The 14,748-nt window shown below is 72.9% G+C and carries 17 protein-coding genes; 8 read left to right on the top strand and 9 right to left on the bottom strand.

The window, feature by feature from the left end; all coding sequences use genetic code 11:
• Positions 1–9 precede the first annotated feature (9 nt).
• From ABZ808_RS25950 to ABZ808_RS25940, 3 genes are all read right to left on the bottom strand, one after another.
• A complete protein-coding gene (locus ABZ808_RS25950) occupies positions 10–789 on the bottom strand; it encodes an electron transfer flavoprotein subunit beta/FixA family protein (RefSeq protein WP_357011315.1) in 780 nt (259 codons plus the stop codon).
• 187 nt (positions 790–976) lie between these two features.
• Entirely contained in the window at positions 977–1,390 is a 414-nt protein-coding gene (locus ABZ808_RS25945; RefSeq protein ID WP_357011313.1) for a hypothetical protein, read from the bottom strand.
• Positions 1,387–2,184: a GNAT family N-acetyltransferase gene (locus ABZ808_RS25940; protein ID WP_357011310.1), complete on the bottom strand. Its 798-nt coding sequence runs from the start codon at positions 2,182–2,184 to the stop codon at positions 1,387–1,389. Before ABZ808_RS25940 ends, ABZ808_RS25945 begins: the two co-directional genes overlap by 4 nt.
• Positions 2,185–2,225: 41 nt before the next feature.
• Between ABZ808_RS25940 and ABZ808_RS25935 the strand changes: the two genes are divergently transcribed.
• The 3 genes from ABZ808_RS25935 to ABZ808_RS25925 are packed head-to-tail and all read left to right on the top strand — an operon-like array spanning position 2,226 to position 3,367.
• Positions 2,226–2,618, top strand: a complete 393-nt coding sequence (locus tag ABZ808_RS25935; RefSeq protein WP_357011308.1) for a DUF202 domain-containing protein — start codon at positions 2,226–2,228, stop codon at positions 2,616–2,618.
• Positions 2,615–2,920 carry a DUF202 domain-containing protein gene (locus ABZ808_RS25930; RefSeq protein ID WP_357011306.1) on the top strand — a complete coding sequence of 102 codons (306 nt, stop codon included), beginning with the start codon at positions 2,615–2,617 and terminating at the stop codon, positions 2,918–2,920. Before ABZ808_RS25935 ends, ABZ808_RS25930 begins: the two co-directional genes overlap by 4 nt.
• A gap of 27 nt (positions 2,921–2,947) precedes the next feature.
• Positions 2,948–3,367: a PLD nuclease N-terminal domain-containing protein gene (locus ABZ808_RS25925; RefSeq protein WP_357011304.1), complete on the top strand. Its 420-nt coding sequence runs from the start codon at positions 2,948–2,950 to the stop codon at positions 3,365–3,367.
• 49 nt (positions 3,368–3,416) lie between these two features.
• On the opposite strand, the gene ABZ808_RS25920 is transcribed toward ABZ808_RS25925, so the two are convergent.
• Positions 3,417–5,039 carry an acetolactate synthase gene (locus tag ABZ808_RS25920; RefSeq protein ID WP_357011302.1) on the bottom strand — a complete coding sequence of 541 codons (1,623 nt, stop codon included), beginning with the start codon at positions 5,037–5,039 and terminating at the stop codon, positions 3,417–3,419.
• Positions 5,040–5,130: 91 nt separating this feature from the next.
• The gene (locus tag ABZ808_RS25915) at positions 5,131–5,904 is read right to left on the bottom strand and encodes an enoyl-CoA hydratase-related protein (protein WP_357011300.1); all 774 of its coding nucleotides are present in this window, start codon (positions 5,902–5,904) and stop codon (positions 5,131–5,133) included.
• A gap of 98 nt (positions 5,905–6,002) precedes the next feature.
• Here ABZ808_RS25915 and ABZ808_RS25910 point away from each other — a divergent pair, with 98 nt between their 5' ends.
• Positions 6,003–6,485: a DUF6232 family protein gene (locus tag ABZ808_RS25910; protein ID WP_357011298.1), complete on the top strand. Its 483-nt coding sequence runs from the start codon at positions 6,003–6,005 to the stop codon at positions 6,483–6,485.
• Between the two features lie 329 nt (positions 6,486–6,814).
• Entirely contained in the window at positions 6,815–7,297 is a 483-nt protein-coding gene (locus ABZ808_RS25905; RefSeq protein ID WP_355593503.1) for a DUF6232 family protein, read from the top strand.
• A gap of 16 nt (positions 7,298–7,313) precedes the next feature.
• Here the strand turns inward: ABZ808_RS25905 and ABZ808_RS25900 are convergent, their stop codons facing one another.
• Positions 7,314–8,678, bottom strand: a complete 1,365-nt coding sequence (locus tag ABZ808_RS25900) for an alpha/beta fold hydrolase (RefSeq protein ID WP_357011296.1) — start codon at positions 8,676–8,678, stop codon at positions 7,314–7,316.
• Between the two features lie 81 nt (positions 8,679–8,759).
• Here ABZ808_RS25900 and ABZ808_RS25895 point away from each other — a divergent pair, with 81 nt between their 5' ends.
• A complete protein-coding gene (locus ABZ808_RS25895; RefSeq protein ID WP_357011294.1) occupies positions 8,760–9,488 on the top strand; it encodes a hypothetical protein in 729 nt (242 codons plus the stop codon).
• An 8-nt stretch (positions 9,489–9,496) separates the two neighbouring features.
• Here the strand turns inward: ABZ808_RS25895 and ABZ808_RS25890 are convergent, their stop codons facing one another.
• Positions 9,497–10,393, bottom strand: coding sequence for a ribokinase (locus ABZ808_RS25890; protein ID WP_357011292.1), 897 nt, complete (start codon positions 10,391–10,393; stop codon positions 9,497–9,499).
• A gap of 23 nt (positions 10,394–10,416) precedes the next feature.
• A complete protein-coding gene (locus ABZ808_RS25885) occupies positions 10,417–11,259 on the bottom strand; it encodes an ABC transporter ATP-binding protein (RefSeq protein ID WP_357011290.1) in 843 nt (280 codons plus the stop codon).
• 130 nt (positions 11,260–11,389) lie between these two features.
• On the opposite strand from ABZ808_RS25885, the gene ABZ808_RS25880 reads away from it, so the two are divergent.
• Together ABZ808_RS25880 and ABZ808_RS25875 are read left to right on the top strand one after the other, a co-directional pair.
• Positions 11,390–12,397, top strand: coding sequence for an ABC transporter ATP-binding protein (locus ABZ808_RS25880; protein WP_357011288.1), 1,008 nt, complete (start codon positions 11,390–11,392; stop codon positions 12,395–12,397).
• Positions 12,394–13,410 carry an ABC transporter permease subunit gene (locus ABZ808_RS25875; RefSeq protein ID WP_357011286.1) on the top strand — a complete coding sequence of 339 codons (1,017 nt, stop codon included), beginning with the start codon at positions 12,394–12,396 and terminating at the stop codon, positions 13,408–13,410. The genes ABZ808_RS25880 and ABZ808_RS25875 overlap by 4 nt, the downstream gene beginning before the upstream one ends.
• A gap of 114 nt (positions 13,411–13,524) precedes the next feature.
• Here the strand turns inward: ABZ808_RS25875 and ABZ808_RS25870 are convergent, their stop codons facing one another.
• Positions 13,525–14,700, bottom strand: a complete 1,176-nt coding sequence (locus ABZ808_RS25870; RefSeq protein WP_357011284.1) for an ROK family transcriptional regulator — start codon at positions 14,698–14,700, stop codon at positions 13,525–13,527.
• Positions 14,701–14,748: the final 48 nt, after the last annotated feature.

The following is a 14,748-nucleotide window of genomic DNA, read 5'->3' as shown; positions in this document are numbered from 1 at the left end:
GACCCGCTCTCACACGAACTTTTCGGTGGCGAGGAACTCGACCAGCTTGACGCCGCCCTCGCCCTCATCGGTGATCTTGGCGCCGCCGGAGCGCGGCGGACGCTTGCTGTGCTCGACGACGGCGCTTGTCGCGCCGTCGAAGCCCACCTCGTTGGGCGCGACGCCGAGGTCGGCCAGCGAGAGCGTCTGCACCGGCTTCTTCTTGGCGGCCATGATGCCCTTGAACGACGGGTAGCGCGGCTCGTTGATGGTGTCCCAGACGGAGACCACGGCCGGGGTGGAGGCGGTGACCACCTCGTAGCCCTCCTCGGTCTGCCGCTCGACGGTCAGCGTGGCGCCGTCGACGGTGAGCTTGCGGGCGCCGGTGAGGGCCGCGACGCCGAGTCGCTCGGCGATCATGTGCGGCATGACCTGGACCCGGCCGTCGGTGGACTCCGCACCGCAGATCACGAGGTCGGCGTTGAGCTGACCCAGCGCGGCGGCGAGCACCTTCGAGGTGGCCACGGCGCAGGAACCGTGCAGGGCGTCGTCCACCACGTGCACGGCCTTGTCCGGGCCCATGGAGAGCGCCTTGCGGATCGACTCGGTCGCCCGGTCCGGACCCATGGTCAGGATCGTGACCTCGCCACCGTGCGCCTCCTTGATCTTCAGCGCCTCCTCGATGGCGTACTCGTCCATCTCATTGATCACGTTGTTCGCCGAACCGCGGTCGACGGTGTTGTCGTCACTGCGCAGGTTGCGGTCCGCGCCCGAATCAGGCACCTGCTTGACGAGTACGACGATATTCATCGCGCTTCGACGACCCTCCTGTGTGGTGTTGCCATTGGCTCGCCCGGTCTGGGCCGCAGCCTCGCGCGTCTACTGACGCCCGGTCAACCGCGGACTGTTGTGCAGTTGCCCACGGCGCAATGTTACCTGCCAGTAAGTTGCGGCTCTCGGGCACTCAGAGTGACACAGCTCACCGACAGCCGCGCGGTCAGGCCGGCTCGGCCAGCGCGCCGCGGATCTGGTCGATGACGGCGGCCTCCGCCGGGGCGACCCCGTCGTGCGCCCGGGCCACCCGGTCCGCTGCGGTCAACACCACCGTCCGGTACGCCCCGACATCCGCCGGTGACTTCTCCCGCAGGATCCGCATCGCCCGGCCGAGCGCCGGCAGCACCACCGACTCGATCTCCAACTGGGACGTACGGGGCAGCCGGGGCAGCGGACCGGTGGTCAGCGCCTCCTTCACCACCCCGCTGGCGCCGGCCAGCGCGCCGGACGCGGCGAAGCTCTCCCGGAACACCGCCAGCATCCCGGGGTCGGCGTTGGCGACCAGGGCGACGGCACCGAAGGCACCTGTCTTGAGGGTCAGCCGTTCCTCGTCCGTCAACCGCTGCTCCATGATCACGGAGTGTAGACGTACGGCGTGGTGGTCGTGACCGGGACGAGGCCGAGCCGCTGCAGAATCGGCCGGCTGTCCTCGGACGCGTCCACCTGCAGCAGGGCCCGGCCCCGCTGGTCGGCCAGCCGCGCCCGGTACGTGACAAGCGCCCGGTAGATGCCCTTACGGCGCCACTGCGGCAGGGTGGAGCCGCCCCAGAGCGTGCCGAACCCGGTGTTCGGTGGAAAGCGCACCCAGCCGGCGCTCACGACCGTCCCGCCCGCCTCGGCCACCAGCACGGTGATCGAGTGCGGGTCGGCGTCGATCTCCTTGGCCAGCCCTGTCACCAGGTGCGAGCGGTCCTCCTGCCACACCTCCTCCTCCATGGCGGCGATCCGCTCCAGGTCCTCCCGGGACGTCACCTCACGCAGGCGTACCCCCTCGGGGATGACCGGCAGCGCGGCGGCCAGCGGCGCGACCGGCCCGATCACGACGGTCTCCCGCTCCTGCGCGACGAACCCGGCGGCGCGCAGGCGGTCCGCCAGGTCCGCCGGCTCGTCGTGCTCGTTGAGCTTCCACTCCACCGACTGGCCCCGCTGCCGGAACAACTCGACCTGCCGGGCGATCAACTCGTCCAGCGTCTCGCCGGTCAGGCCGCCGAGGTCGCGGTAGGTGAGGAACCCGCCCGCGTCGAGCCCGATGATCTGGACCAGCGGGCCGTCCCGCTCGACCGTCACGCCGGCCGGAACCGGGTCGGGGATCTCCGGACGGAGTTGGTTGTCGTAGGCGGCACGCAGCGTCAGCACGTCGATATCGGTCACCGGCCCAGGCTAAGGCGGATGGGAAGCGGATAATCGACGGCGTGTGGCAGGCGATCAGGCGTTGGTTCGACCCGGCGGAGTTGCGCGCCGTCGGCGAGACACCGGACTACCGGTTCTCGCTGGCCAACGAGCGGACGTTCCTGGCCTGGTTGCGCACCAGCCTGGCGCTGGTCGGTGGCGGGTTGGCCGCAGCGCAGTTCCTGCCACCGCTGGCGGTGAACCACCTGCGAGAGGCCATCGCGGTCACGCTGCTGCTGCTCGGCGCCGCCGTCGCGGTCCGCGCGGTCGACCACTGGGCACGTACCGAACGGGCCATCCGGCTCGGCGAGGAGTTGCCCGCCTCCCGCTTTCCCGCCGTCCTCGCCCTCGCCGTCGGCGCTGGCGCGGTGCTGCTGGTGATCGCGGTGCTGCTCCGGGCGATCGGCGGGCGGTGAGCGTCATCCGCGACCCGGGGCTGCAACCGGAACGGACCCGCCTGGCCTGGCGGCGCACCCTGCTGACCCTGACCGTGGTGACCGCGCTCGCCGTCCGGCTGGCGTCCGAGGACGGCCCGGTCGGGGCGCTGCTCGCCGGTGTGGCCGTCCTGCTCTGGGGAGCCGTGCTCACGCTCTGTTGGCCCCGGAGCATCGGCACCGGGGCGGCGCGCACCGGCGGTCGCACCCTGCCCCTGGTCGCGCTGGGCACGGTCGGGCTCGCACTGCTGGGGGTGGTGCTGACGACGCACGGAGTGGGGTGATGCGACGCGGTGCGCCATGATAGGTGCATGGCCCGGCTGTTCATACTCCTTTTCCTGGTACAGGTTGTCCTCGCCGCCTGCGCGCTGATCAGTTGTCTCTCCGCCGAGGAGGACCAGATCCGCACCCTCCCCCGGATCGCCTGGGTGCTGATCATCTTGTTCTTCCCGCTGGTCGGGTCGATCGCCTGGTTCGTCGCCGGGCGGGCGCGCCGCCCCGGTGCTGCCGACGGCATCGGCAAGATCTGGCCGGGCGGCAGCGGCACGGCCCAGCGCCGACCGCTGGCCCCCGACGACGACCCGGAGTTCCTGCGCTCCGTGCAGGAGCGCGCCAAGAAGCAGGACGAGGAGCTCTTCCGCCGCTGGGAGGAAGATCTGCGCCGAAGAGAGGGCGACCTGCGCCGCCGCGACGGTGACCCGCCGCGCGAGGGCGACCGACCCGAGGTCTAAGAGCGGGCCGCCGTCGCCCCTGCTGAGGGGCGACGGCGGCGGGTGCGACTCAGGCCAGGTTCGACGACCGGGGGTACGCGTCGGTCGGGTCGGTGAGCACGTTGACCAGGTACGGGACGCCGGCGTCGAACGCCCGCTGGAGGGCCGGCCCCAGGTCGGCGGCCTTGGCGACGGTCTCCCCCGCCCCGCCGAGCGCGCTGACCACCGTGTCGTAGCGCAACTCCGGCTGCAGGTCGGCCGCCACGTCGTAGCCGTACATGGCCCGCATCGGGTGCTTCTCCAGACCCCAGATGCCGTTGTTGCCGACCACGATCACCACCGGCAGCTTCTGGCGGACCAGCGACTCGACGTCCATCAGCGAGAAGCCGGCTGCGCCGTCGCCCATCAGCACGCAGATCTGCCGGTCCGGGTGGCTGACCCGGGCGCCCATCGCGTAGCCCATGCCGGTGCCCAGGCAGCCGTACGGACCCGGGTCCAGCCAGGTGCCGGGCTGCGCCGGCTCCAGGTACCGACCGGCGTACGAGACGAAGTCACCGCCGTCGCCGATGGTGATCGCGTCCCGGGCCAGCACCCGACGCAGCTCGCCGTAGATCCGGGCCGGGCGGATCGGGTCGGTCTCGGCGGCCATCTCGGCGGCGTCCCGCGCCCTGGCCGCGTCCTCGGCGGCACGCAGGTCGGCGATCCAACCGGTGTGGTCGGCCCGGTCGCCGGCGTGGTCGGCCAGCGCGGAGAGGATCAGGCGCAGGTCACCGACGGGGGCGACGGCCGGCTGCACGTGCGTCGCCCGCTGGGTGGGCGCGTCGACGATGTGCACCACCTTGGCGTCGCCGAAGTCACCGAAGCTGAGCCGGAAGTCCAGCGGGGTGCCGACCACCACGACGACGTCGGCGCCGGAGAGCGCGGCCCGCCGGGCCTTGGCGAAGGCTAGCGGGTGCTCCGGCGGCAGCGAGCCGCGGCCCATGCCGTTGGTGAAGACCGGCACCTGCAACGCCTCGGCGGCCTCACGCAGCGCCGCCACCGCGTCGCCGGCGTACACGTCCGAGCCGGCGATGATGACCGGTCGCTGCGCGCTGGCGATCAGCGTCGCGGCCCGGCCGACCTCCTCGGGGTCCGGCTCGACCGGGTCGACGCCGACCGGCGCGGGCACGTCCGCCTCGGAGACCGAGAAGACCGTCTCCAGCGGAAAGTCGAGGAACGCCGGGCCGCGGTGCGGGGTGAGCGCGGCCGTGAGCGCCGCGCCGATCGCACGCGGAATGTCGTCGGTGCTGAACACCGTCTCGGCGTGCTTGGTGACCGGGGCGACCAGCGGGAGATGGTCCATCTCCTGGAGGCTGCCCGAGCCCCAGCGGAACGCGGGTGCCCGGCCTCCGAGCACCAGCACCGGGGAGGCGTTGAAGAAGGCGCTGGTCATGCCAGAGATGCCGTTGGTGACGCCCGGACCGGCGGTGAGCACGGCGAGGCCCGGTCGGCGCTGGAGCTTGGCCACCGCCTCGGCGGCGAAGACCGCGGACTGCTCGTGCCGGACGTCGTAGATCGGGAAGTCGCTCTTGTGCGCGGCATCGTAGAGCGGGAAGACGTGCCCGCCGGACAGCGTGAACATCTCCCGTACGCCGTGCGCGCGTAGTGCCGCCAGCGCCAACTCCCCGCCGTGACCCTCGATCCGCTCCGTCATGTCGCTCCCATCGTCCGTGGCCGGGATCACAGGTTACCGACCAGTCACCTGGCTCGCCGACCGTGGCCCCGGCGGGTGGAAGCGACCCCGGTCAGCGGCCCGTGAAGTCGGGCTTGCGCTTCTCCACGAAGGCCGCCATGCCCTCACGTCGGTCGTCGGTCGCGAACAGCGCCGCGAAGAGCTGGCTCTCCCACGCCAGGCCCGAGTTCAGGTCCATGTCCAGGCCGCCGTCGACCGCCAGCTTCGCCGCGCGCAGCGCCTGCACAGGCCCGGTGAGGTACGGCGTGACAAGCGTTACCGCCGCGTCGTACACCTCGGCGGCCGGGACGACCCGGTCGGCCAGGCCGATCCGCAGCGCCTCCTGCGCGTCCACCATCCGCCCGGACATGATCAGATCCTTGGCACGGGCCGGGCCGACCAGGCGGGCCAGTCGCTGGGTGCCGCCGGCACCGGGGATGATGCCGAGCTTGATCTCCGGCTGGCCGAGCTTCGCGTCCTCGGCCACCACCCGCCAGTCGCAGGCCAGCGCCAGCTCGCAGCCGCCGCCGAGGGCGTACCCGGTGATCGCCGCGACCACCGGCTTGGGGATCCGGGCGATCGCGCCGAGCGCGCTGGACAGGGCTGCCGCCCGGTCGGCCATGTCCACGTAGGACATCTCGGCCATCTGCTTGATGTCCGCACCCGCGGCGAAGACCTTCTCACCGCCGTACACGATGACGGCGCGGACCTCGGGGTCGGCGGTGGCCGCCGTCGCGGCGGCCCGCAACTCCTCCTGCACCTGGGTGTTGAGCGCGTTCATCGGCGGCCGCTCCAGCCGGATGGTGCCGATGCCGTCCCTGGTCTCCAGCCGAACGAACTCGCCCACGCTGCCCTCACTTCCTCGTCGAAGTCGCGTGCCAACCTTACGACCCGGCTCGTTTGGGCAAGTAGTGTGGTGTCAGCCCCGCAGGCGGGAGGCCAGCCATGGTCACGTATTACGACGACAAGTCGGTAGAGGTAACGTCCACCGCCGTCCGGGTCGACGGCCGCAGCTACCCCCTGGCCGAAATCACCATGGTCTGGCATCGCCGGGGCAGCCGTTCCTGGCGGGTGCTCGTCGGTCGGGGGGCGATCGGCGCGGCGCTGGCCGGCCCACTGGTCGCGGCCGTGCTCGGCATCGGCGTGGCCGTCTGGCTGCACCGCTCACCCACCGTGACGATCGCGATCGTCGGCGCCTCGGTGCTGGTCGGCCTCGCCGTGGGCCCGGTCGCCGACTTCCTCTTCGAACACCTGGACCGCTCGTACGCCAGGGGCAGCCGGCAGCTGGAGATCTGGGCCCGCTGGCGGGGCCACCCGGTGCGGTTGCTGCGCACCGGCGACGCGCTGCGCTTCGGTCAGATCTACCGTGCGTTGCAGCGCGCCGTCGAGCAGAGCCAACCCGCCGCCCGACCCGCCGCCCGCCGCTAGCCCGGAGGGAACCCGGTCGGAACCCGGTCGGAGCCCGGCTCGACCGGCAGCAGGCCGCGGCCAGGCGCGCTCGCATCCGAGCCGTAGATCCACACATTGCCTCGGCTACGGCCTTACGGGCCCGACCGTGTGCCGTTGGCCGCGCACCCCTGAGCCCGGGTGTGTCAGCGCGGGGCGGAGGTGGTGCCCCTCAGCACCTTTGGAGCTGATGTCGTAGACGAATCACGCCGGAGGCCCGCCACGTGTCAGGCGGGAGGCCGCCCCCCGTCGGCGCCATCCTGACGCACAACGGACGGTGCGGGTTTGACCACCGGCGGTTAGGCTTAGTGATGACCCTCTATTACCGGGACGACGCGGTGCAGGTGACCTCCGAGTCGATCCGGGCCGGTGGCCATGTGATCGCCCTGTCCGACGTGACGTTCGTCTGGCACGCGCGGGGGGCCAAGACCCTCGCGGTGCGCGGCCGGGTGCTGGGTCGCGGTGTGCTGGTCCTGCTGCTGTCGCTGCCGCCGTTGGTCGCGGTGGTGTGCGTGCTCTCGCTGGCCTGGTCCGCACAGGACAGGGGCAACTGGCAGTTGGCGCTGATCATCCTCGCCGCCTGCGCGGTGGGGGCGCTGGCGCTGACCCCGTTCCTGGAGATCCCCCTCGGCTGGCTGGACCGCTCCTACGAGCGCGGCAGCCACGTACACGAGCTGTGGGTGCAGCACCACGGTCAGGAGCAGTTGCTGCTGCGCACTCCGGACGCCCTACGGTTCGGGCAGATCTACCGGGCGGTGCAGCGCGCCGTCGAACAGCAGGGTGACCACCGATGACCGCTCGCCACGTGGGTCAGCTCAGCGGCAGGGTGGTGGCGATCGGCCAGCTCACCAGGGCGGCACCCAGCAGGGCCGACAGCCAGCGCGGGGCGGCGTAGCGGCGCAGCACGGCCGCCCAGACGGCGTGCCAGCCGAGCAGCAGCGCGAACAGCGGCACCACCAGCAGCACGAACCCGGGTGCCAGCCCGACCACCGCCGACGTGGCCAGCACGAGCACGGCGACGGCGACGGCGAGCAGGTGTCGCCAGGTGCGGTCGGCGGCGGCCAGCTCGACACCGAGCAGGAACAGCAGGCAACCGGCGAGCACCAGCGGGAGCAGCCACCAGCGGGCACCGACCGGCAGCGCCGACGTCAGGCCCAGGTGGATCGGCAGCGCGACGGCGAGGACGGCGTACGCGGTCAGGGTCAGCGCCGCGACGCCGGTCCGTGCCGTCGCGCGACGCGCCGGCGCCTCGACGGCCGGGCCGGGTGGTGGCACCGGGCCATCGTGCGCGGGGGTCGGCTGTGGCGCGGGCCGACGGCTCGGTGTCGCCCGTGTCGGCAGGAGCAGCGCCGCCAGCGGGACCACCCCGACGCCGAACGCGAGCACCAGCAGCGCCGCCCCGGCGAGCCGGGCGAGCGGCCGTGGCGCGGCGTTCCCGTCCGCGCTGGGCAGCCAATGCGCGATCTCCCGGTGGGTACGCGGGGCGAAGAGCACCGAGATGTGCTCCACACCGGGCACCACCACCGCTGGCCGACGCCCCATCGACGCGCCCCGCCCGACGGCGTCGTCGGCCGCGCGCCGAAACGCCGGGAACTCCGCACCGCCGACGATGAGCAGCAGCTCCGCCGGGCGGCCCGGGGGCAGCTCGCCGGCGCTGGGCAGCGAGATCGCCACGGTCCGGGCGATCTCCGGGTGGTCGGCGGCGTACCGGGTGACCGCACCCGCGCCCATGGAGTGCCCGACCAGCATGATCTGGTGCTCGTCCACATCGGGCAGGGAGCGCAGGTGACCGACTGCGGCGTCCATGTCGGCGGCGAGCCGCGCGGAGGGCACGTCAGCGCCGAGCCGGGCCGGGTTGGCGCCGTGACCGGCGAAGTCGATCAGCAGCGCGACCGCACCTCGACGGGCCACGGTGTCGGCGATCGGGCGCATCAACCGGCCCGAGCCGGCGAATCCGTGTGCGATCACCACGCCGGGCCGCCGCACGTCGGGTGTCGGCGCGCCCGCGCGTACCTCGGTCATCGGCACCCCGCCGACGGTGACCTGCCGGACGGTGAGACCGTGGTCGGCCCGGACCAGCACCAGCGTGCCGAGCGCGGCGGTGACCGCCGCGAGCACGGCGAGCAGAACGGCGGTCCGGGTGCTCGGCGGGCGGTGCGGCGAGGAGGCCGACATGCCGGCACCCTACCGGGGGCCGGACCATCGGGGACTCCACCGGACGAGCGGTTGTGGCACGACCGGCGCACACTTGATCCCATGGCGATTCCCCTCCCCACACCGGCCGCGATGGTCGGCCTGACCCGTTCCGCCCTCGACCAGGCGATCGGGTCGGCCGCCTCGTTCGCCGCCGTGCCTGCCCGCGCGTTCGCGGTCCTGGACGGGGTGGAGACGCTGCTCGCCCGGATCAACGGCGTGGTGGACCGGATCGAGGCGACCCTGGACCGGACCGACCAGGTGCTCACCGACGCCGAGGGGGCCGTCCGCGAGGTGGCCGTCATCAGCGCCGCCGCGACCACCGCCATCGACACGGCCACCGAGGTCGCGGCGGCCGCCGCCGTGGTCGTCGGGGAGGCCGAGCAGGTCTCCAGGGCCGCCGGCACGGTCGTCGCCGAGGCCGGGACGGTCGCCGGCACCGCAGCGGTCACGGTGGGCAGCGCGGCGCAGGCCGCGACCACGGCAGCCGAACTGCTGGCGGCGTACGAGCCAGCGCTGCGGCGGGCCGCCCCGATGGCCGGGAGGTTCGTGGAGGAGCTGAGCCACGAGGAGATCACCGCGGCGATCCACCTGATCGACGAGCTGCCCAAGCTCAAGGAGCACCTGACCGCCGACATCCTGCCGATCCTGTCCACCCTGGACCGGGTCGGACCCGACCTGCACGATCTGCTGGACGTCACCCGCGATCTCAAGCTCGCCGTGGCCGGCATCCCCGGCCTGGGCATGCTGCGTCGGCGCGGCGAGAAGCTCAGCGACGAACCCGCCGGCTGAGCGCCCGGTCAGGCCGGGACGTACAGCTCGTCGATCTCGGCGCGTCGCGGCAGCGCCACCGAGGCGCCGAGCTTGCGGACGCAGGCCGCCCCGGCCGCCGCCGCCCAGCGCACCGCGTCGACCACGTCGCGACCCTCGCCCCAGCCGACGGCCAGCGCGGCCGTGAACGCGTCGCCGGCCGCCGTGGAGTCGACCACGTCGACAGCGACCGCGGGTACGTGCACCTCGGTGCCGTCCCGGTCGACGTACCAGGCGCCGTCGCCGCCGAGGGTGAGCACGGCGCGGGGCACCAGGTCGAGCAGCGCCCGTGGGTCCTCCCGGCCCCGACCGGTGAACGCCTGCGCCTCGCCCTCGTTGACGACCAGCAGGTCCACGGCCGCGAGCAGTTCCGGCGGCAGGTCCCGGGCCGGTGCGGCGTTCAGGATGACCCGGGTGCCGGCCGCGCGGGCCACCAGGGCGGCGGTGGCCACCGTCTGCACCGGGATCTCCAGTTGGGCGACGAGGACGTCCGCCGCGCGTACGGTGGCCAGTTCCTCTTCGGTGAGGCCGACCAGCGCGTCGTTCGCGCCGGGGGTGACCACGATGGCGTTCTCCCCCTGCGCGTTGACCATCACCACCGCCACGCCGGAGGCGCCGTAGACCACCCGCAGTTGGTCGGTGTCCACACCGGCCGCGGTGATCCGGGCCCGGAGGGTGACACCGAACGCGTCGGAGCCGATGGCGCCGAGGAAGGCGCAGGAGGCCCCGGCCCGGACGGCGGCGATGGCCTGGTTGGCGCCCTTGCCGCCGGGCACCATCACGAAGTCGGTGCCGAGCATGGTCTCACCCGGCCGGGGCAGCGAGGGCGCCATCGCGACCAGGTCCATGTTGGCGCTGCCCACCACGACCACGCGGGTCTGCGACACGGTCACCTCCCCCGGTCGGCTGATCAGGCGGCGCGGGCGGTGTAGCGGTCGCCGGACCGCTCGACCACCAGCGGCAGGCCGAAGGTCTTGGAGAGGTTGTCGCCGGTCAGCGTCTCGGCGAGCAGGCCCTGGGCGACCGCCGCCCCCTCGCGCAGCAGCAGCGCGTGGGTGAACCCGGGCGGGATCTCCTCCACGTGGTGGGTGACGAGCACCAGGGCCGGGGCGTCCGGGTCGTACGCCAGCTCGGCCAGCCGGCCGACCAGGTCCTCACGTCCACCCAGGTCGAGTCCGGCGGTGGGCTCGTCGAGCAGCAGCAACTCCGGGTCGGTCATCAGTGCCCGGGCGATCTGCACCCGCTTGCGTTCGCCCTCGGAGAGCGTGCCGTAGCGGCGCTCGGCGAGGCCGCCGACGCCGAGCTGGCTGAGCAGCGCCCGCGCCCGCGCCTCGTCGCCGCGGTCGTAGCTCTCCCGCCAGCGGCCGACCACCGACCAGGCGGCGGTCACCACCACGTCAGTGACCAGTTCCTCGGCGGGCACCCGCTCGGCGAGCGCGGCGGTGGAGAGCCCGATCCGGGTACGTAGCTCGTTGACGTCGGTGCGGCCGATCCGCTCACCCAGGACGTGCGCGACGCCGGTGGTGGGGTGCAGTCGGCCGGCGGCGAGGTTGAGAAGGGTGGTCTTGCCCGCGCCGTTGGGGCCGAGCACCACCCAGCGCTCGTCCAGCTCGACCCGCCAGGTCAGGTCCTGCAGCAGTGCGGTGCCGGAGCGGCGTACGCCGACACTGTCGAGGCTGACCACCAGATCCGGGTCCACGGGGGTGGCGGCGGGCGCGGCGCCCGCGGCGCCGGGGATCAGGTCACCAGTCACCCGCCCATCCAACCACGCAGCGTCGACGTACCCCCCATGGGCGGCGTGCCGGTCATAGGGTGAACGCCGTGTCTTTGATCACCACCCCCGGAGGGCGGCTCATGCCAGGTCGAGGTTCGGAGCCGCGCGGATGAGCGCGGTCATCGAGATCGAGGGTCTGCGCAAGACCTTCCACAGCGTGCGCAACGGCCGACGGGTGGCGGTGGACGGTTTCGATCTGCTGGTCGAGGCGGGTCAGATCCACGGTTTCCTGGGCCCGAACGGCTCCGGCAAGACGACGACCCTGCGTGCGCTGCTCGGGCTGATTCGCGCCGACGGCGGGCGGATGAGGGTGTTCGGCGAGCCGTCGCCGGAGCTGCTGCCCCGGGTGGCGGGCCGGGTCGGCGCCATCGTGGAGAGCCCGCAGTTCTTCGGCAACTTCACCGGGTACCGCACGCTGCGGCTGCTGGCCCGTGCGGGTGGGGTGCCGGTCTCGCGGGTGGACGAGGCTCTGGACCTGGTGGGCCTGCGCGACCGGGGTGACGAGCGGGTCAAGGGCTACTCGCTGGGCATGAAGCAGCGTCTCGCGGTGGCGTCGGCACTGCTGAAGGACCCGCGGTTGCTCATCCTGGACGAGCCGGCGAACGGGCTGGACCCGGCGGGCATCCGGGAGATGCGCGACCTGATGCGGTCGCTGGCGGCGGCCGGGGTGACCGTGCTGGTGTCCAGTCACATCCTGGGCGAGATCCAGCTGATCTGTGACCACGTCACGATCATCTCGCGGGGGCGGCAGGTGGCGACCGGCCGCGTGGACGAGGTGCTTGCGGGCTTCGACCGGCACGAGTTCCTGGTGCGGGTGGCCGAGCCGGAACGCGCCGTCGAGGTGTTGCGGGCGGCGGAGCTGGCGGCGGTCGTGGACGGCGAGGCGCTGGTGGTGAGCGGGGTGACCGACCCGACGATGGTCAGCCGGGTGCTCGGCGAGCAGGGGCTGTGGGTGGGCGAGCTGACGCCGCTGCGGCCGGATCTGGAGAGCGTCTTCCTGGAGCTGACCGGCGCCGGGCATCCGTGGTTGCCCCGGCAGGTCGACGGCTCGGAGCTGCCGGCCGGCGCCGAGGACGACGTGGTGATGGATCTCGACGTACGGGGAGTGGACTCGTGAACCTGGTCCGGGCCGAATTGGAGCGGCTGTCCGCGCGTCGCTTCGTGCAACTCATGGTCGTGCTGCTGGCGCTGGCGTTCGCCGTCACCGCGGCGACCACCCTGGCCGGCTCACACAAGCCGAGCGCCAGTGAGCTCGCCTCGGCGCGACAGCAGGCCAGCGAAGCGCGGCAGGGCCTGGAGACAACGTTCCAGGAGTGCCTGGCCCGGAAGAACGGCACGGCACCACCGCGCGACACGGGCGGCTATTTTCCCGCCGACTGCTCGGAGATCGACCCGACTCGGCAGGAACGGTTGCCGATCGTGGCGGACTACCTGCCGGGGGTGTTCAGCTTCGCCCAGCAGGCCCGCCCGCTGCTGTACTTCCTCATCGCGTTCCTGGTGCTGTTCGGGTTCCTGGTCGGCGCCTCGTACATCGGCGCGGACCTGAACTCGGGTGGAGTGGTGAACCTGCTGCTGTGGCGACCGCGCCGGCTGACGGTGCTCGGCGCGAAACTCGGCACCCTGCTCGGCATGGTGCTGGCGTTGTCGGTGGTGGCCTCGCTGTTCTATCTCGCCACGTTCTGGGTGATCGGGCAGACCGCTGGGCTTGCTGGCCAGTTGGACGGGGAATTCTGGGGTTCGCTGGGCGCCATCCACGGTCGCGGCCTGGTGCTGGTGTTGCTGGCCAGCGCCCTGGGCTTCGCCATCGCGACGCTGGGTCGGCACACGTCGGCGGCGCTCGGCGCGGTCGCCGCGTACGCGGTGGTGTGGGAGTTGGGCGCCCGGGTGGTGCTGGAGATCGTGGACGCCCGGCGGCCGGATCAGCTGATGGTCTCCAGCCACATCGGGGCGTGGCTCACCGGCGAGGCGCGGTTCTGGGATCCGCAGCTCTGTGCCAGCGACTCGACCGGCGCCTTCTGCGACGGCCTCTACACCCTGACCTGGCGGCCGGCGCTGGTGGTGCTGCTCGTGATCACCGGTGGGTTGACCGCGGCGGCGTTCGCCGTGTTCCGTCGCCGCGACCTGATCTGAGGGCCTGCCCCGGGCCGCTCGCGCTGACGCGGGCGGCCCGGCGGGTTATCGGCAAGAGCTTGCAGCCTGTCGCCCAGCGGTGAAATATTCCTTCACATGACCGTGCCAGCGGGCTCAGCCGACGGTGGAGCCGAACACCTCGTCGCGGACGGCGTCCAGCGCGGTGCGCAGCGCGCCGCGCAGGATCGGCTCCTCGGTGAGCCCGGTGGGCACCACTCGCGGCCGGACCAGGGTGATCGCCGCGACCTCACGCTGCACCCGGTCGGCGAGCGCATCTCCGCCGGCCTGGCCCACCTCGCCGGCGAGCACCACCAGCGGGGGGTCGAGCACCACGCAGGTGCTGGCCACACCGAGCGCGAGCCGCCGAGCCAACTCGTCAAGCATCGGGCCGCCGGCAGCGCCGTCGGCGACTGCCGCGCGCACCGCCTCGGCCGCGTCCGCGCTCGGGTAGCCGTGCTCGCGGGCCACCGCGCGCACCGAGTCCGCGCCGATCACCTGCTGGAAGGCCGGCTTGGCACGGCGGGACACGTCACGCGGGATCGGCGCCCCGGGCACCGGCAGGTAGCCGATCTCGCCTGCGGCGCCGCTGCTGCCGTGGTGCAGCCGGCCACCCAGCATGATCGCGAGCCCGACACCCGCGCCCACCCAGACCAGCACGAAGTCGGTCATCCCCTGCGCGGCACCGGACTGCGCCTCGGCCACCGCGGCCAGGTTGACGTCGTTCTCGAAGACGACCGGGGTGTGCAGGTCGTCGCGCAGCGCGGCGAGCAGACCGCTGTGCCAGCGCGGCAGGTTGAAGGCGAAGGTGATGTCGCCGGTGTGCGGGTCGACCAGGCCCGGGGTGCCGAGCACGACCCGCCGGACGCTGCTGAGCTGCGCCTGCGCGCTGCTCGCGGCCTGCACCACGGCGTTGTGCACCACGCCCACCGGGTCGTCGGTGTCCCGTGTCGACTGCTCGACCCGGCCGATGACCGCGCCGGTGATGTCGGCGCAGGCGGCCACCACCCGGTCCGGCCCGACGTCCACCCCGACCACGTGTGCGCTGCCCGGACGGACCGCGTAGAGCTGGGCGTTCGGCCCCCGACCGCCGGCCTGCTCGCCGACCCGGGCGACCAGGCCGCGCTCCTCCAGCCGCTCGACCAACTGGGAGGCGGTGACCTTGGACAGCCCGGTCAGTTCGCCGAGTCGGGCCCGGGTGAGTGGCCCGCGTTCGAGGAGCAGTTCGAGCGCCGCGCGGTCGTTGAGCGCCCGCAACAGGCGGGGGGTGCCGGGCAGCCGGGTCGCACTCATGCCACGTCCTCTAGTTTTAGTAAACTTTGCTAACTGTAAACCGACCTG

The organism is Micromonospora sp. NPDC047527 (genome assembly GCF_040643015.1).
In the GTDB taxonomy this organism is placed as follows: Bacteria; Actinomycetota; Actinomycetes; order Mycobacteriales; family Micromonosporaceae; genus Micromonospora.
The sequence above is the reverse complement of the archived record's forward strand: the minus strand, read 5'-3'. Positions and strand labels throughout refer to the sequence as shown.